We start from the raw sequence: 17,372 nt of genomic DNA, 5'->3' as shown, positions 1-17,372 counted from the left end.
AATGCTTAATATCGGACTTCTTGGTTGCGGCCGCATCGGCCAAGTTCATGCCAAAACCCTCAAGGGGATGGATAAAGCCCGCGTTGTTGCTGTCTCTGACTTTCTGCCCGCCGCGGCGGAGGCTCTGGCGCAGGATTTGGGCGCTAAAGTGATGAGTAGCGAAGAGGTGTTACTCGATCGCGGAATCGACGCCGTGGTCATTGGAACACCGACAACAACACATTATGATTTGATCCATGCGGCCGCCGCCAATGGCAAGGCGATCTTCTGTGAAAAACCGGTGGATTTGTCAGTGGACCGCATCCGCGAATGCTTGGCAGCGGTCGAAAAAGCTGGTGTCCCCTTTATGACAGCCTTTAACCGTCGCTTTGACCCAAGCTTTGCCGCTCTGCAAAAACAAATAACCGACCAAGTGATTGGCAACGTTGAAATTGTTACGATCCTGTCGCGCGACCCGTCCCCGCCTCCCATCGGTTATATCAAAACATCTGGTGGCATTTTTCGCGATATGATGATCCACGATTTTGACATGGCGCGTTTTTTGCTTGGCGAAGAACCCGTTGAACTCACGGCTGCAGCCTCCTGCCTTGTGGACCCCGAAATTGGCCAAGCGGGTGATTTTGACACCGCTGTTGTGACGCTTAAAACAGCTAGCGGAAAACTGTGTCAAATTAGCAATTCGCGTCGTGCCACTTATGGCTATGACCAACGCATTGAGGTCCACGGTTCCTTAGGTATGTTGCGAGCGGAAAATATGCTTGAAAACACGGTGGAACTTTCAAATGGTTCAGGATCCCGAACAGCGCCAACGCAGCCATTTTTCCTTGAGCGCTATGCTGCTGCCTACCGTGCAGAAATGATTCATTTTGTTGATGTGGTGCAATCGGGCGGCGTTATGTGGCCTTCCGGCTTAGATGGCTTGAACGCACAGTTACTTGCGGACGCTGCTGATGCGGCAGCACGCGACGGCCTATCGCATCACTTTGGCGATATCCCCAATTAGGGTGCTATTAGAGAAAATCGAACTCGTCTCAGCAAGGGCAGTGACGCTGCCCTTTATGCCGCATCGATTTGGCGGGCAGGTGTTGTCAGAGGAAACTGACTTGAGCGGGGCGGGGCGGGGGTAAGTAACTAGCTTAGGGCCATGACAAAACACTCCCCTTTTCGCTATTTCAAAACGAGCCCTGAAATCATCCGTCTAGCGGTGATGCTTTACGTTCGGTTTCCGCTCTCACTTCGAAACGTGGAGGATTTACTCCACGAAACGGCGCTGTCAGAGGAAACTGACTTGAGCGGGGCAGGTCAACCAACTAGTGTTTGATTATGGCAAAACGCTCCCCTTTTCGCTACTTCAAAACGAGTCCTGAAATCATCCGTCTAGCAGTGATGCTCTACGTTCGATTTCCACTTTCGCTTCGAAATGTGGAAGATCTTTTGCATGAACGAGGCATCGATGTCAGCCACGAAACCATCCGTTTCTGGTGGAACCGATTGGGCCCAATGTTTGCAGCTGAGATCCGTAGAAAGCGGGTCAGCCGGATGCGATGTTACTCGAATTGGCAGTGGCACCTCGATGAGGTTTTTGTGAAGATAAACGGCGAACTGCACTATCTATGGCGGGCTGTTGACCATGAAGGAGAAGTGCTGGAAAGCTATGTCACCAAGCGTCGGGATCATAAGGCCGCGTTGAAATTCCTCAAGAAAGCCATGAAACGTCATGGCAGAGCCGAGGTGCTAGTTACTGACAAACTTCGCTCATATGGCGCCGCGATGAAGGTAATTGGTAACGCGGCGAAACAGGAAACGGGTCGTTGGAAAAACAATCGCGCCGAGAACTCCCACTTGCCGTTTCGACGACGAGAACGCGCCATGATCCGCTTTAGGCGCATGCGAACCTTGCAGAAATTCGTTGCTGTCCACGCTTCCATCCACAACCATTTTAACCAGGACCGAAGCCTCTCCCAACGCGATCACTTCAAGGCCAACCGCGCCGCCGCTCTGGCTGAGTGGCGCGGTCTTTGCGCGGCATAAAGGGCAGTCTCACTGGCCTAGCTGAGACGAGTTCGAATTGGTCTGACACCACCATGAAACGATATGGTCGACCCCATGTCATCGTGACTGATCTTCTGCGGTCTTACGGCGCCTAATGAAAGCCGCCGTTCGCCGCGGGAAGTGTTAAGCTCACCGCCGAAACTGGACATTCATCGCAAGTATCGAAGCTGCATTGCGGCTAAGGGTGCTGTCTGGGCTTTAAAGCTCGTTCGTCTGATTGGGACTCGGTACGCGGACTTCATCCGCTGCCCGGCAGGCGATGCTGGCATCGCTGAGAGGGAAGGCCAGCGGTCACATGCACCGCGTCAACAGACCCCTCTCATGCATGCTTTGCATGCACTGCCGGCAACGGGACACATGACCGCAACCTGCAACGATCAAAATCAGCTCTAACTAAGGCGTTGCAAAAAGGCGGGGTCCATATACGTCCACACATGACACCACCACAGAGCCCGCTTAGATCGATATTCCGACACAGGCAGCGGTGTTTCGGATATGAGCCTGCATCGCGTTGGCTGCATCCTCAGGCCGATTTCTCGTTAAGGCGTGCAAAATTGTACGATGCTCCTCCATCGAGGCATTCATTCGAGCCAACGCCGTGCTGGGAATCGGCACTCGCTGGCTTTCAGTCAACAAGTCGCTGACAGAATGATACAGGCGGCGCAGCATGGCATTGGGGCAGGCCTGCGCTATCAATCTATGGAACATTAGATCTGCTTCAACATGTGTCACCAGATCCCCTCGGGTCCATGCAAGCTCAAACTGATCTGTGACTTCGCGCAGTTTTTGCGCCACGGCATCGTTAATATGTGGCGCTGCGAGACGGCACATCTCGGTTTCAATCATCATGCGCGACTGGAATACATCCAGAATGCTGTATTGTTCGTCAAAACGCCACGGATCCTGACCGCGGGCCTCTTGTGTGTTTATTCCAACCACAAATGTGCCGCGCGCCGGAAGGGTTCGCACTAGCCCCAACGTTTCTAATGTCAAAAGCGCTTCGCGGAGAGAGGTGCGTGAGACACCTAGCTGTTCTGATAAAACACGTTGAGACGGGAGCTTTTCATCCTTCGCCAAAGATCCCGAGCGGATCATTTCCTGCAATTGGCGCGCAACGGTTTGGGTGACGGAACTTTTGTCGGTGGAATAGTCCATGAAGTGCCCTTTGTTTTGGCAGTTACTCTCGTATAGCCACTTTTTTTTCCCAATCCAATCTTATGGGGTTGCAAGACGGCAAGTACCGTGATTGGTTTTGGTATGACCGGACAGACCGGTCATACCAGTTTGAATTTAAATTCAACAAAACAACAGGGAAATCTACTCATGTTTGGAAAAATCAGCAAAATCTCTGCACTTACACTTGTCGTGTCCAGCTTGGCTGGCGGCGCGGCAGTTGCCGATACGCTCATAGTGGGCGCAAATATTGGCAATGTGCCGTGGGAATTTCAGGACGAATCGGGCGCTTTCGTCGGCTTTGAAGTCGACTTGGTTAATGCCGTCGCGGAAAAGCTCGGGCGTGACGTCGAAATTGTAAATATTCCTTTCAACGGCTTATTTTCCGCCGTGCAATCCGGCCGGATCGAAGTGGCAATGTCCTCTATCACGATCACGGATGCGCGTTTAGAATCTGTGACGTTCGCGCAACCTTATTATGACAGCGACCAATCACTCACCGTCGTCTCGGGTGGTCCCATCGATCTAAAGGACATGAACGAGAAGGTTGTTGGGGTGGACACTGGGTCCACCGGCGACATGTGGGCAACTGAGAATACCGGTGATGTCGGATTTTCAGACATCAAGCGCTACGAAGGTCTATCCCCCGCCATGCTCGATCTCGCGGCAGGTCGTATTGATGGCTATATCTCCGACATCCCCGCACTGCTTTATTATGTGAAGGACAAGCCTAACCTTTCAGTCGTGCAACGTATCGAAACTGGTGAAAAGTATTCGATGATGTTCGCCAAGGACGCGCCTTTGGCTGTCGAAGTCAACGACATCCTTACGGGGCTTAAAGAAGAAGGGGTAATTTCTGAATTGCATGAAAAATGGTTTGGTGCCGTGCCCGAAGCGACGACCTCGACTGTGATGGTTTTGGATATGCCGAAGCTTTAGGAACTCATCTTGGCGTGGACCGTTCGCGGTCTGCGCCATGCGACGAAAGAACCTCATGGACTTTTTTGACACATTTCTCAATATGGCGGTGCTGAAGCGCAGTTTTCCGATGCTCATGCAGGGCTTAATTGTGACCCTGCAGTTGGGTGCCACCAGCATCGTTACGGGGCTGGCTTTGGGGCTGGCTGTTGCGATGATGCGCCTCTATAGCGTCGCGCCAGTTCGTATATTAATGCGGATATATATTGATATTTTTCGCTCTATCCCGTTGCTCGTGCTCTTGATCGTGGTTTACTACGCTCTGCCATTTGTCGGGCTCCGATTGTCGTCCTTTGCTTCGGTTCTAGCCGCACTTACCCTTGTCTCCAGCGCCTACACGGCGGAGATTTTTCGCGCTGGCATCGAGGCAATCCCTAAAGGCCAGTTCGAAGCTTCTGAAGCTCTGGGTCTGAGGCCGCGCCAAACGTTAGCCAATGTAATCCTGCCCCAAGCGATCCGAATTGTCATTCCGCCCCTAACAAATAACTCGATCAACGTGATCAAAGACACAGCATTGGCGTCGGTCGTGGCCATGCCCGATCTACTGAAGCAAGCTACGCAGGCACAGGCCTTGGCGGCCAATCCAACGCCGCTGATTGGGGCTGCGCTGATCTATATTGCATTCCTTTGGCCGTTGGTTCTGCTGGTGTCACACCTGGAGAAACGTTTTAATTCGGGGAGAAAGGCATGAGCGGTTACATAAGTATTCGCGATCTTCGCAAGTTTTACGGAACCTATGAAGCGCTGCGCGGAATCAATTTGGAAATCGAAAAAGGCGAGGTTGTCTGTGTAATCGGCCCCTCTGGATCAGGTAAATCGACACTAATTCGGTGTATCAATCGGCTGGAAGCATTCGAAGCGAGTAGTGAAATTCGCGTAGACGGTACGCCAGTTAAGGCTGGACGCTCACTCGCAAAAGTTCGCGCTGAAGTTGGGATGGTTTTTCAGGGATTCAACTTGTTTCCTCACCTTACCGTGCGCGAGAACATCATGCTGGCACCGCGCCTTGTTCGCAAAGCCACGCGCAAGATAGCAATCGCACAAGCCGATGCCTTGCTCGCAAGGGTTGGTATCGCCGAGCAGGCCGATAAATACCCCGAGCATCTGTCTGGCGGGCAACAACAACGTGTGGCAATCGCCCGCGCCTTGGCAATGGAGCCACAGGTAATGTTGTTTGATGAGCCCACCTCTGCACTCGACCCTGAAATGGTGGGAGAAGTATTGGATGTGATGAAGTCGCTGGCCGGCACAGGCGTGACGATGGTCGTGGTAACCCATGAGATGGGCTTCGCCAGTCAGGTCGCTGATCGCGTAATTTTCATGGACGCTGGCGAAGTTATTGAAGCTGGCCCACCCGAACAAGTGCTGGGAAATCCACAAGAACCACGCACGCAGAACTTTCTCAGCGCAGTGCTGAATCATTGATTTCAAGAAACGTTAGGACTAAAAATGAGCACAGTAAAAGACGCAATTGATCTAGACTTTGTACAGGGTCATTTCCCCGGTTTGAAATCGGGTTGGGTATTTCTTGACAATGCCGGTGGTAGTCAGATTATTCAGGGCGCTGTGGATAAAATCACCGAGTTTTTGATTGAACGTAACGTTCAAATTGGGGGCAGTTATCAAGTTTCACAGGCTGCAGCTGAGGCCTTGATGCTTGGTCGTCAAGCGGCGCAAACGTTGGTCAACGCAGCACGTCCGGAGGAAATTGTATTCGGCCCCTCTACAACCCAGCTTCTGAGGACTTTAGCTTCATCAATGAGGAGACAATTCCTCCCCGGTGACGAGATCATTGTCAGCCATGCTGATCACGAATCCAACATCGGACCTTGGAACGAATTGGCGGAATTTGGTGTTGTTATTAAATGCTGGCCGCTGGATCAATCCAGCATGTCGCTGAGGCTTGAAGATCTGGAGCCACTGATGACAGAGCGCACCAAGTTGGTCTGTGTTCACCATGTTTCTAATATTTTGGGAATGGTGAACCCTGTTAAGGAAATCGCGGCATTCGTTCATGAACGTGGTGCTCGCATTTGTGTTGATGGGGTGGCCTATGCGCCCCACCGCGCCATTGATGTTGAGGCATGGGATGTGGATTATTACGCCTTTAGCCTCTACAAATGCTATGGGCCGCATACCGCTATCATGTACGGAAAATACGATCTGCTTCGTGAATTGGATGGGCAGTATCTTTATTTTTACGGCAAAGACAAAGTACCGGGGAAACTGGAACCGGGTAATCCAAATTACGAACTGGCTTATAGCACCGTGGGCATTGTGGAGTATTTTGTAGCGCTTGGTCGCCATCTGGGTGGGGAGGGGAGTGACCGTGCCCTTTTGGAAGCTGGTTTTGAGGGCATCAAGGCGCAAGAAGCGGTGTTGTCAAAGCGGCTGCTTGACTGGTTAAGCGCGCGCAATGATTGCCGTGTGATCGGTCATGAGGATGACGCGGCGCGGGTGCCGACAATTGCCTTTAAGTTTGATGGTTTGGATAGCGGTGCCATTGCGCGGGCTATGGATGACTACGGGGTCGCAATTCGGTTTGGGGATTTCCATTCCCGCCGCTTGGTAGAGGATCTACAGGAAAACGTGGACAACGGTGTCTTACGAATTTCGATGGTGCATTATAATTCGCTGGAACAGGTCGACCGCGCAACTGCTGCCCTTGCCGAAGTTGTTTCGAAGATGGCGCATGCGTCATGAGGGAAAGGTTGGATTTAATTATCCGTGGGGGGACATTGGTGACGGCCTCAGACCGATACCGCGCGGATTTGGGCGTCAAAGATGGGCGGATTGTAGAAATTGCTGCCGCACTTAGTGATGCCGATGAAGTTATTGATGCGACCGGTCTTCTGGTCTTGCCCGGCGGCATCGATGCTCATGTGCACTTGGCGCAGCCAACGTCCGACGGCACCGTGATGGCAGATGATTTTGAGACCGGTACGCGTTCAGCAGCTGCAGGGGGCAACACAACTGTGTTGCCTTTTGCAATGCAGCAAAAAGGCAGCTCCCTTCGCGATTGTGTGCAGGATTATCATTCAAAAGCCGAGGGGCAATGCTACACGGACATCTCGTTTCATCTGGTGATATCCGACCCCACGCCACAGGTGCTTGGACAGGAATTGCCCGCATTGGTACGTGATGGCTATACCTCGTTCAAGGTTTTCATGACGTATGACGATCTGGTTCTGAATGATGCCGAATTGCTTGAGGTGTTCGACGTGGCACGGCGCGAACGCGCGTTAGTAATGGTGCATGCCGAAGGGCATGATGCGATCAAATACATGACCCAACGACTTGAGGATGAGGGGAAAACTGCGCCCTATTATCACGCTGAAGCCCATCACCAAGCCGCGGAGCGCGAGGCGACACATCGCGCTATTAGTCATGCGCAGATGACGGATGTGCCTGTGATGATCGTGCATGTGTCCGGCCGCGATCCAATGGAGCAAATCCAGTGGGCCCAGCGGCGTGGCATGAAAGTGCATGCAGAAACGTGCCCGCAATATATCGTCCTGACGCGCGACGATCTAAAGGGGCTGAACATGGACTTCGAGGGCGCAAAATATGTCTGCTCGCCACCACCGCGTGATAGCGACAGTCAGGCGGCTATCTGGGAAGGTCTACGGGATGGTACATTTGATGTTTTTTCTTCCGATCACTGCCCGTTTTATTTCGATGGGCCCGAGAATACTGGCAAAGACAACCCCAAGGCGCGGACCTCATTTAAATGGGTGCCAAATGGTATTCCTGGAGTCGAAACGCGCCTGCCAATCTTATTCTCTGAAGGGGTGAGTAAAGGGCGCATCTCGCTGGAGCGCTTTGTAGCGCTGACCTCAACGAACCCTGCCAAACTCTATGGGCTCTATCCTCAGAAAGGCGCACTTGTCATCGGTGCAGACGCCGACATCACTCTTTGGGATCCGACCAAAACAGCGGTTATTTCGCAGGACAAACTGCATCACGGTTGCGACTACACACCTTATGAGGGAATGCGTATTACGGGTTGGCCCACACGCACAATTTTGCGGGGAGAGACTATCGTCCTGAACGGCGGTATCGTCGCGAAGATGGGGGTTGGTACCTATCAAACCCGTGGCACAAGTGCAGCATTGGATACACTTGGCGGCAACTGATTTGAGGCGGGTTTGCGTAATTGAAAGCCGTGATGTTGGCCTCGCAGAAACGCGTTCGGTCTTCGCTTGAGCTGACGTTTTATGGCGTCAGAACATCCCGTAATTTCTTCATTTGTTTGGGGCTTTCGCGCAGGTCGAGCGCGGAATGAAGGTCAACTAAGTGACTTCGCATGAGCTCTTCAGCCCGCGTGGCTTCATGATCCTGGATCGATTGAACCAAGGCATTATGAGCGTGGCTCTCGCACAACGCACTTTGTCGGCGCCAATAAAGGGCAATGATGAGCGACGATCTTGCAATCAGAGTTTCAACGAAGTCGGCAATGGTCGCCTGACCGGCAATCCGCGCAATTTCAATATGGAACTGCCCAGATGGTGCTGTCAGACGAATGCGAACCAGTCTCGACAAGGACGATGAAGCCGCCCTTTATGCCGCACCGAGTTGACGCCACTCTGCAAGAGCGACGGCGCGGTTAAGCTTGAAGTTTTCTCGGGAGTAGAGATGTCTTTCCTGGTTGAAATGGTTGTGAACGGAGGCGTGGACGGAGACGAACTTTTGCAAGGTTCGCGTTCGTCGGAAGCGAAGCATTGCCCGTTCTCTTCGTCGAAATGGTAAGTGTGAATTCTCGGCGCGATTGTTCATCCAGCGACCTGTCTCCTGGCGATCTGCATTGCCGATGACCTTCATCGCGGCGCCGTAAGACCGCAGAAGATCAGTCACGATGACATGGGGTCGACCATATCGTTTCATTGATTTCCTGAGGAATTTCAGCGCCGCCTTGCCATCCCGGCGCTTGATAACATAGCTTTCCAGCACCTCGCCCTCGTGATCCACGGCTCGCCAAAGATAATGGGTCTCGCCGTTGATCCTCACAAAAACTTCGTCCAAATGCCATTGCCAATTCGAATGAGCACGCATCCGACCGACCCGTTTCCTTCGGATCTCCGCGGCGAACAACGGGCCGAACCGGTTCCACCAGAACCGCACCGTCTCATGGCTAATTTCAATACCGCGCTCATGCAGCAGATCCTCCACATTCCGGAGTGACAGAGGGTGCCGAACGTAAAGCATCACCGCCAAGCGGATGATCTGCGGGCTCGTCTTGAAGTACTTGAATGGGTCACGTTTTGTCATCCGGAGACGCTAAGTGTGCCACTTGCACACTTCAACCGAGTTTTCTTCTGACAGTGCCCTCCATCTTTCCAAAAAGATTAAAGTGTTGCGTCCACCGGTTGAAACCACCGCGGATAGCGGTCGTTCGCTGCGGGTTGGACCAAGGTCTGCTAAGCGAAGGTTCCAGCCGTTGCGAAAGAGATGCCATGCAGGCGCTTCCGGCAATTTCTATCGCCCAACACACCTTAGCTTCTCGACAGGGTTTTGGCAGGCAAAGCCTTTCAATTTATGGTTCCCAAGCAGCAGTTTTAGAATATCCGACTGATATATTGATTTCCCTGCTGTGTAAGGGCGGACATCGGACGTTCACTGCGGATGCGAAGCAGTTTCAAGTACCTTGGCAATGCCGACGTTCACATTGATCGAGAAGCCGAACGCCTATCAATTTCCCTTATAAAGAATGCCGCGCATCGATGACAAACGATTCAAATGATCTTTCGCCGATCCCTACTTTCAAATTGAGCTCAAAAATGATGCCAAATTCTTTTCCCAATCGAGCCGCAGCTTCCCGCTCCTGTTTCGCGAAACCTTCCCGATGGTGATAGCAATCAAATGCCTAGTGTCCTCGATAATCAGCGGTACCATCTGCGAGAAACTCTTGCGCGTCTTTCTAACACCGACATGCCCGTCGCGTGGGTTGTGTTGAAAATCAGTACTTAATGGCTATATCGCTGGCTTTCGCCAAAATGGGCGCGATTTTTGGCGTTGCAGCTAAGACAGAACCACCCTTTCGTAAATCTCCAGTGAGACAAGTGCCCGCTATCACTCCACCTGCTTCACGCACCATGAGCAATCCTGCGAGGCAATCCCAAGCGTTCATATGTAGTTCTACATAACCGTCTGAGCGGCCGTCGGCTACATATGCAAGCCCTAGTGCTCCTGATGATGCCCGCCGAGCATTGGCCCCCGCCGACAAAACTGCCGCCAAAATATTGAGATAGCCTAGGTTAGGCAAACGGTTTGACCAGCCAACTTCCACGCTTGTTGAGTCAATGTCCTCAACATCTGAAACACGGACCACGTCTCCGTTACGAGTTGTCCCAGCTCCCTTGCGCGAGACATACAATTCGTCAAACGGCGGATTAAAAATCAGACCCAATTCAATTTCATTATTTGATACAAATGCGATGGCGATACAATAATGCGGAATTCCTCGTGCAAAATTGGCCGTCCCGTCTATCGGATCTACAACCCAATAGTTTTCTTCACCTATGCCACCGGTCTCTTCTCCAAAAAAACCGTCATTTGGGAACTTTGTTAGCAACGCGGATTTGATGTATTCTTCGACCGCTAGGTCAGTTTCTGTCAAAAAATCCTGCGGACCTTTCATCATTATTTTTTGCTGTGACTGTGCAGCAAACCCTTTTTGCGCGAGCTTACCTGCGCGTCGAATGAGTTCCACAGCAAAGGTGGCTCGCACACCAATTTCGTTTGCATCACCAGTTTTGAAATTTGACATATTCATGTTACTCACTAGAAAAAGGCTGATGGCTTTATTTCTTCCATTTCCGCGAAGGTGAACCAAAGTCGACAAAACTTCAAGAAATTCTAATAGTCGCCCTACGTCTTTTCCTAAAACTAACATTCTGAAGGTATAGGCTATTCAAATCTTCTGCATATGTCTGTTACTCGCCGAAAAGAACATTCCCGCTACGATAAGCGGGCGGACAATTACTCGTTCCTAGGATTTCGAAACAAATCAATGTGGTGCTATAAGACTGATACCACTAATATTTTTTGCGTAGATTGCGCACTCAAAATTACACAATTCGGCAAATGGACCAACACATATTGTCTTAATTCCTGCCGATATAGAAGAAATTAACCCGGCCGAAGAGTCCTCAAAAGCGATAGCTCTTTCAGCGGGCACCCCTAGTCTGCGAAGTGTCTCCACGAATGGGAATTTATCGGGCTTTCCTATTGCCAAAAACTCAGAAGATACGACCTCGGTAATACACGACCCGATGTTTAATAATTGGACGCATTTTTGAATTGCTTTTTCTGGTGCAGATGAGCAAATCGCTGTGGCAAACCCATTTCTGGAGAATTCCCTGACCAAATCAGAAGCCCCAGGGATCTCGGATACGTTAAATTCGTAATTAGCCAGCGCGCGCTCAACAATATCCTTTTCAACCAACTGAACGTTGACTGGGGCAATCACTTCCGTCACAAAATCTGCAACACTACGGCCCACATAGGCCAATAAGATTGGCTCGCTGACATCTACGTTCTCGCGATTGGCAATGTATTTCTTGGCCTCGGCCCAAACGGGTTCGCTCTCTACCAGTGTGCCATCCAGATCAAAAATCACGGCGTCGATATCTTTCAGGTCGAGCTGTTGGGTTTGATAACGCAATAACATCGTATTAACTGACCGGCAGCAAAACTGGGCCGGTTTCTGAGAACCCAACAGTAATTTCTTGTCCGATCGAAAGCGGGTTATCTACTTCGTCTTGCACTGCAAACATCGTCGAAAACCCTGAATCTAGTGTGTACTCCATTCGGCTGCCAACATAAGTCGCCTTGTTAACAACCGCTTTAAAACCACGCGCGGCACCAATCACCAGCCGAGAGGGTCGAATAGCAATGATTGCAGCGCCTTGGGAGACGCCTCTCGCGGGCAAAGTTGTTTGAAAATCACCCAGTGTTACATGCGCCGCATCACCATTTACAGCAGTGACTTCGCAAGGCAGCAAATTAGCCTCACCAATAAAATCTGCCACGAACGTATCGGCCGGCGTGTCATATAATTGTCGAGGCGTTCCCATCTGCGCAATTGATGCGTTGCGCATCACAACAATTTCATCTGAAACTGCCAGCGCTTCTTCTTGATCATGGGTCACGTAAACCACTGTGAGGCCGAGGTTTTGTTGAATCTCTCGAATTTCTTCGCGCACTTGGCGCCGCAACTTTGCATCCAAATTCGAAAGCGGTTCGTCAAACAACAAAACTTGAGGTTCCAACACCAGCGCGCGTGCCACTGCCACCCTTTGCTGTTGGCCACCAGATAGCGCGCTTGGCAACCGATCACCATAACCAGTCAGCCCCACAAGGTCCAAGCCAGCATGGGCACGTTCACGCGTTTCTGACTTATTAAACCCTGAAAACCCTAGGCCATATGAGACGTTCTCTAGCACCGTCATATGCGGAAATAACGCGTAGGACTGGAAAACCATCGACACATCACGGTCGGTTGCGGGCAAAGTAGTGACGTCTTTACCGCCAATAAAAATCTTGCCTTTGGTTGCCATTTCAAGTCCCGCAACCATTCGCAATGTTGTCGTTTTTCCGCAACCAGATGGCCCGAGCAAGGTGACCAGTTTTCCGGCCTCAATCTCTAGGTTGATATTGTCAATTGCCTTTACATCGCTGCCATACATCTTCGTGACGTTGCGAAAACTAACGGTTGCAGCTTTGCTATTTATATCAGTCATAATTTATCCTTTGCAGCGCTTCCACGCCGCCCAATTTTTGTTCGCCCGACCAACAATTGCAAAATGCCCACTGCCGACAGCATTACGAAAATCAACGTTGTGGAATAGGCAATCGCTAGCCCATAGTCATTGTTTTCGACTCGCCCGATGATATAGCTCGTTGCCATGTCGTATTTCGCTGACACAAGAAATATCACCGCAGAAATAGCCGTCATCGCCCGCACAAAACTGTAGACCAGCGCCGCCAATATGGCGGGTTTTAGCAAGGGTAGGATAACCTTTCTGAAAGTTTGCCAACTGTTGGCACCCAACGTCAGTGAGGATTCGTCCAGCGACTTATCTAGTTGAGACATAGACGCGATACCCGCCCGCACACCAACAGGCATGTTGCGGAAGACGAAACTGATGACCAAAATAACACCCGTTCCTGTTAATTCTATCGGCGGAACATTAAAGGCCAGAATATAACTGACACCAATTACAGTGCCGGGAATGGCAAAGGATAGCATGGTGCCAAATTCAAACGCGTTTTTCCCTCGGAAATTTTGACGTGTCAGCAGATAAGCTGTGATCAATCCAACCGCTGCTGTTAACGGTGCAGCAATAGTGGCGATCTGAATTGTTGTCCAAAAACTATCCCATGCAGACCCAGTCCATTGCCAGCCTTTGTCTGTGATACGCACTGAAAACGCTGTAACGTAATGTTTGATTGTCAGAGTATTATCGACACCCCAAAGTTTTACCAAGCTTCCGTAAATGATCATGCCGTAAATGATCAGGGTGAACGCGCTCCAAAGCGCGGCAATTGCCAAAACTGGTATGGCCAACCCGCGAGGCATCAAAGGATGCACGCCACTGTCGCCTTTGCCCGAAACCGTTGTATATGACTTTTTGCCAAGCCATTTTCGCTGGGCATAAAACGCAGTTAACGTAAAGCCAAGCAATACAATCGCCAGTACTGCTGCGCGACCTTGGTCATATTGCGCGCCGACTATGGCAAAGAAAATCTCAGTGGACAAAACGTCATAATTGCCCCCTAAAATTAGTGGATTGCCAAAATCAGCCATGCTTTCGATAAATCCGAGCAAAAACGCATTCGCCAAACCTGGTCGCATCAGCGGTAGTGACACTGTTCGAAACACCTGCCAGCGCGAGGCACGCAACGTTTGAGCGGCTTCTTCCATTGATGGGCTAACGCCCTCGACAACGCCAATAAGTACTAGGAAAGCAATAGGCGTATAGGCCAGAACCTGCGCAATCATCACGCCAGGCAAGCCATATAACCAGCGGGTTGGTTGCAGGCCGAACAACTCACTTAAAAACTCTGTAACGGCCCCAGACAAGCCAAACATAAGAATAAGCGCAAGCCCAATGACAAATGGCGGTGTGATGATCGGCAAAATTGTCAATGCACGCACCGCACGGCGGTATTTAAAGCCTGACCGCGTGACAACCAGCGCAAAAGTCAGCCCCAGAATGGTGGTCAAAAAGCCAACGCAAACCGCCAAAAATAAGGAGTTCCACGCGACACCACAGCGACCTGGTCCCGACAGGCAACTAAGTCCCCACAATCGGTCATCAAAGAATTTTCCGGCGAAAACCATAAACGAATAGGATCCGTCTTCGGTAATAAATGCCGACATCAACATGTTGACGATCGGAAAAAAAACAAACGCGCCAACAATTGCGATGACAAACCCAATGGCGCTGACCACAAATACATCGCCATTTATAGCGCCACGCGCTGCAATGCCTTGGGTTAATAGAAATAGGAATGAACTGGCAAGAAATAGTCCTCCATATCCCATGCCGAATTGGCGCCCGTCCAGCTTACCAAATAAGGCCGTTAGCCAGTCATAATTCCAGCCACGAATACCAATGCTAAAACCTTGAATGATAAGCCAACTAAAACCAATCACCCCCGTTAGGATCAATATTTTTGCATAAAGCGGATCACTTTTTGGCCGATTAAGAACAAAGAGTGGCATGACCAGCGGAATTAGCAGCGGTGCAAGCCACAGCTTCTCACCTTGACCAATTAAAAATATCGCGGGTGCATAATTTTTATCAAAAGGATAGCCGTCAACCAGCCATTGGCCAGAGAATAACCCACCATCTATCAAATACCATGGTAACAATAGAAAACCGGCCCAGCCGACCAAAATCCATAAGAGAAGGACCGGCTGGGAAAGCGTTTTGGTTGACGTTGCCACGATTTATTGAGGTAAAGTTGAGATGTCTTCATCCCACTTAGACAACAAACGACGGCGCTCGTCAGATGAACCGTACAAGGTGAAATCATAGTCAATCAACTTGATATCCTCCATGTTAGGCGCTGCTGGAGATGTTTCCGAACCAGAATTTGACGGCACTTGGAACGCGTTGACTTGCAAAGCAAGATTCTGCGCATCTGTTGTCAAAGCCCAGTCATAAAAAGCTTTTGCGCTGTCTTCATTGCGTGCACCGTCGATTATCGACATCGATCCAATCTCAAAACCCGTGCCTTCACAAGGCGCTACAACAGCAATTGGGAAGCCAGCCACAGCCTGTTTTACGGCGTCATGCATGAACACGATGCCAACAGTGGATTCACCACGAGCAGCGGCTTTTATGGGGGCAGAGCCCGATTTGGTGTACTGGTTTATATTCGCGTGAAGGCCAGCCATGAATTCAAAGCCCTTCTCTTCACCAAACAACTGAACGATTGTCGCAAGCGTAGTATACGCGGTGCCCGATGAATTCGGATTTGCCATTTGAACATGACCATCAAAGGATGGATCAAGTAAATCAGCCCAGCAAGTAGGTGCCTCAAGACCCGCAGCTTCCAGCAATTCAGTGTTATAGCCATACCCAAGCGCACCAGAATAAATACCGATTGTGCGGTTACCAGAGCTTTCTGCCTGTGAGATTGCCCAAGGATGAAGTTGATCGCGCATTGGCGACAGATATTCCATGGTTAGGTCTTCTTCTGCAGCTTGAAGATGTGGGTCACCCGTGCCACCCCACCAAACGTCACCGCGCGGGTTAGCCGATTCCGCTTTGATCTGGGCGAATGTTTCTCCAGAACTCTTACGGGTCATGTTGACCTCAATGCCAGAGGTTTCTTCAAAGCTGTTGGCAACCAACTGGCACCAATCTTCTTGTGCAGAGCAATACAATGTCAGGCTGGCAGCATTTGCCACTCCCGTTGCTGCGACCAGCGTAAATGCTGATGAGGCAAGTAGTTTGTTAAATGTAGTCATTTCTTCCTCCAAGGTTTGATCCACCTTTGCGGCGGTTTTTATTTTTGTTTTTAGTTACCGTATGGTTAAAAAAATTTGTACGCAACGAATTCGTAAGCGTTGTTAAAAACAAGCGCAGTCAGTTGGACACCTATCATCGAAGTCCCCTTTGCCAAAAGGCCATGCATTGGCCAGAGATTGGCACAACCTGATTTTAGGAAAGCAGGAGCCGAGAAGATTAGTTGGGATGTCGAGATCTACGTCCTTGGGGAGTGGGACGATAAAGGCAGTGGACAAGCAGATGACAGTTGAGCAACAGTATTTCATGGCAATTTATTTTATTAGGCACGGTCAATCTGAGTTCAACGCTACATTCAAGGGTATTGATGATCCGATGATTTTTGATGCACCGCTTACAAAGTTTGGATTGGCACAAGCAAAGACGGCTCGTGACAAAGCCTCTAGATTGGGAATTACCCGCGTAATAACATCGCCATTCACTCGCGCAATACAAACCGCACAAACGATTTTTGGAGGTATTTCTCCTATTGAAGTTCAACATGGCCACCATGAATTGCTATTACATAGTTGCGATATTGGGCGGCATCCACACGAGCTAAAAGTAGACTTTCCAAATCTTTCATTTGATCATTTGCCGCGGTCTTGGTGGTATGAAAACAATAATTCCGTCCTGGATATTGTAAAAGAACCAATTGAATCGTTTCAAAAACGCATTTCTAGATTTGTCGCTGATTTGAACAAAATTGACAATGAAACTATCGCAATCGTTGGGCACGGAAATGCTTTTAAGGAGATTATTGGCTTTGCGCTGAACAATTGCCAGATACATCAGTTTCGATAGGGAATACTTGCTAGGTGCTATCGGCCGCTTTGTGCGGCAAACTAACGATCCCGCAGAAAAATTGCGCGCCGCACGAATGTCCGCAATGACGGGCCGCACTGCAGCATTCTGAGGTGGACGTGAACGGCAGCTAAGGGCCGTTCACGTCAGTTAATCGGGGGCAGTTTCGGTGCTTTTGTGTTATCGCAGCATTCGACACTATGGGCGGCGATCTCAACGGGTCAACGCAACACACTCTGCGAACTTCTCTGCTGGCGTTTGATATTGCAAGGTCTTGCGAGGGCGTTCGTTGAGTTGCCTTGCGATTGCACTGAGCTTTGCTTGGGAATGGACCGATAAGTCGGT

The 17,372-nt window shown here is 50.4% G+C and carries 16 protein-coding genes and 2 pseudogenes; 9 read left to right on the top strand and 9 right to left on the bottom strand.

The window, feature by feature from the left end:
- Nucleotide 1 precedes the first annotated feature (1 nt).
- The 3 genes and pseudogenes from iolG (at nucleotide 2) to AB9F29_RS19745 (ending at nucleotide 2,031) form a co-directional block, all read left to right on the top strand.
- Nucleotides 2–1,003 carry an inositol 2-dehydrogenase gene (iolG, locus tag AB9F29_RS19755; protein WP_335586818.1) on the top strand — a complete coding sequence of 334 codons (1,002 nt, stop codon included), beginning with the start codon at nucleotides 2–4 and terminating at the stop codon, nucleotides 1,001–1,003.
- Between the two features lie 141 nt (nucleotides 1,004–1,144).
- A pseudogene (locus AB9F29_RS19750) lies at nucleotides 1,145–1,252 on the top strand (IS6 family transposase); the annotation flags it as partial.
- 71 nt (nucleotides 1,253–1,323) lie between these two features.
- Nucleotides 1,324–2,031: an IS6 family transposase gene (locus AB9F29_RS19745; RefSeq protein WP_369756949.1), complete on the top strand. Its 708-nt coding sequence runs from the start codon at nucleotides 1,324–1,326 to the stop codon at nucleotides 2,029–2,031.
- A 477-nt stretch (nucleotides 2,032–2,508) separates the two neighbouring features.
- On the opposite strand, the gene AB9F29_RS19740 is transcribed toward AB9F29_RS19745, so the two are convergent.
- Nucleotides 2,509–3,207 carry a FadR/GntR family transcriptional regulator gene (locus AB9F29_RS19740; protein ID WP_335586583.1) on the bottom strand — a complete coding sequence of 233 codons (699 nt, stop codon included), beginning with the start codon at nucleotides 3,205–3,207 and terminating at the stop codon, nucleotides 2,509–2,511.
- An 87-nt stretch (nucleotides 3,208–3,294) separates the two neighbouring features.
- Between AB9F29_RS19740 and AB9F29_RS19735 the strand changes: the two genes are divergently transcribed.
- Genes AB9F29_RS19735 through hydA form a run of 5 tightly spaced genes read left to right on the top strand, consistent with a single transcriptional unit; the run spans nucleotide 3,295 to nucleotide 8,339 of the window.
- A complete protein-coding gene (locus tag AB9F29_RS19735) occupies nucleotides 3,295–4,164 on the top strand; it encodes an ABC transporter substrate-binding protein (RefSeq protein ID WP_369756948.1) in 870 nt (289 codons plus the stop codon).
- A gap of 55 nt (nucleotides 4,165–4,219) precedes the next feature.
- Nucleotides 4,220–4,894 (top strand): amino acid ABC transporter permease, encoded by a 675-nt coding sequence (locus AB9F29_RS19730; protein ID WP_335586581.1) that lies wholly within the window; start codon nucleotides 4,220–4,222, stop codon nucleotides 4,892–4,894.
- Nucleotides 4,891–5,628 carry an amino acid ABC transporter ATP-binding protein gene (locus AB9F29_RS19725; protein WP_335586580.1) on the top strand — a complete coding sequence of 246 codons (738 nt, stop codon included), beginning with the start codon at nucleotides 4,891–4,893 and terminating at the stop codon, nucleotides 5,626–5,628. The genes AB9F29_RS19730 and AB9F29_RS19725 overlap by 4 nt, the downstream gene beginning before the upstream one ends.
- Before the next feature lie 24 nt (nucleotides 5,629–5,652).
- On the top strand, nucleotides 5,653–6,906 hold the full coding sequence (locus AB9F29_RS19720; protein WP_335586579.1) for an aminotransferase class V-fold PLP-dependent enzyme: 1,254 nt from the start codon (nucleotides 5,653–5,655) through the stop codon (nucleotides 6,904–6,906).
- An 8-nt stretch (nucleotides 6,907–6,914) separates the two neighbouring features.
- Nucleotides 6,915–8,339, top strand: a complete 1,425-nt coding sequence (hydA, locus tag AB9F29_RS19715; protein WP_335586578.1) for a dihydropyrimidinase — start codon at nucleotides 6,915–6,917, stop codon at nucleotides 8,337–8,339.
- A gap of 79 nt (nucleotides 8,340–8,418) precedes the next feature.
- Here hydA and AB9F29_RS19710 read toward each other — a convergent pair whose 3' ends face one another.
- From AB9F29_RS19710 to AB9F29_RS19680, 7 genes are all read right to left on the bottom strand, one after another.
- The gene (locus AB9F29_RS19710; RefSeq protein WP_369756947.1) at nucleotides 8,419–8,745 is read right to left on the bottom strand and encodes an FCD domain-containing protein; all 327 of its coding nucleotides are present in this window, start codon (nucleotides 8,743–8,745) and stop codon (nucleotides 8,419–8,421) included.
- Between the two features lie 18 nt (nucleotides 8,746–8,763).
- Nucleotides 8,764–9,471 carry an IS6 family transposase gene (locus AB9F29_RS19705; protein WP_335586577.1) on the bottom strand — a complete coding sequence of 236 codons (708 nt, stop codon included), beginning with the start codon at nucleotides 9,469–9,471 and terminating at the stop codon, nucleotides 8,764–8,766.
- 688 nt (nucleotides 9,472–10,159) lie between these two features.
- Nucleotides 10,160–11,095, bottom strand: coding sequence for an inositol monophosphatase (locus AB9F29_RS19700; RefSeq protein WP_369756946.1), 936 nt, complete (start codon nucleotides 11,093–11,095; stop codon nucleotides 10,160–10,162).
- Between the two features lie 114 nt (nucleotides 11,096–11,209).
- Nucleotides 11,210–11,872 carry an HAD family hydrolase gene (locus AB9F29_RS19695; RefSeq protein WP_369756945.1) on the bottom strand — a complete coding sequence of 221 codons (663 nt, stop codon included), beginning with the start codon at nucleotides 11,870–11,872 and terminating at the stop codon, nucleotides 11,210–11,212.
- A gap of 4 nt (nucleotides 11,873–11,876) precedes the next feature.
- The gene (locus AB9F29_RS19690) at nucleotides 11,877–12,944 is read right to left on the bottom strand and encodes an ABC transporter ATP-binding protein (protein WP_335586771.1); all 1,068 of its coding nucleotides are present in this window, start codon (nucleotides 12,942–12,944) and stop codon (nucleotides 11,877–11,879) included.
- Nucleotides 12,941–14,932: an ABC transporter permease gene (locus AB9F29_RS19685; RefSeq protein WP_369756943.1), complete on the bottom strand. Its 1,992-nt coding sequence runs from the start codon at nucleotides 14,930–14,932 to the stop codon at nucleotides 12,941–12,943. The genes AB9F29_RS19690 and AB9F29_RS19685 overlap by 4 nt, the downstream gene beginning before the upstream one ends.
- A 228-nt stretch (nucleotides 14,933–15,160) precedes the next feature.
- Nucleotides 15,161–16,186, bottom strand: coding sequence for an ABC transporter substrate-binding protein (locus AB9F29_RS19680; protein ID WP_335586772.1), 1,026 nt, complete (start codon nucleotides 16,184–16,186; stop codon nucleotides 15,161–15,163).
- Nucleotides 16,187–16,466: 280 nt separating this feature from the next.
- Between AB9F29_RS19680 and AB9F29_RS19675 the strand changes: the two genes are divergently transcribed.
- Entirely contained in the window at nucleotides 16,467–17,027 is a 561-nt protein-coding gene (locus AB9F29_RS19675; protein ID WP_335586773.1) for a histidine phosphatase family protein, read from the top strand.
- Between the two features lie 213 nt (nucleotides 17,028–17,240).
- Here AB9F29_RS19675 and AB9F29_RS19670 read toward each other — a convergent pair.
- Nucleotides 17,241–17,372: pseudogene (locus AB9F29_RS19670) on the bottom strand (IS30 family transposase); the annotation flags it as partial.

This window comes from Falsihalocynthiibacter sp. S25ZX9 (assembly GCF_041205405.1).
Taxonomy (GTDB): Bacteria; Pseudomonadota; Alphaproteobacteria; order Rhodobacterales; family Rhodobacteraceae; genus Falsihalocynthiibacter; species Falsihalocynthiibacter arcticus.
This window is presented reverse-complemented; position numbering and strand designations above follow the sequence as displayed.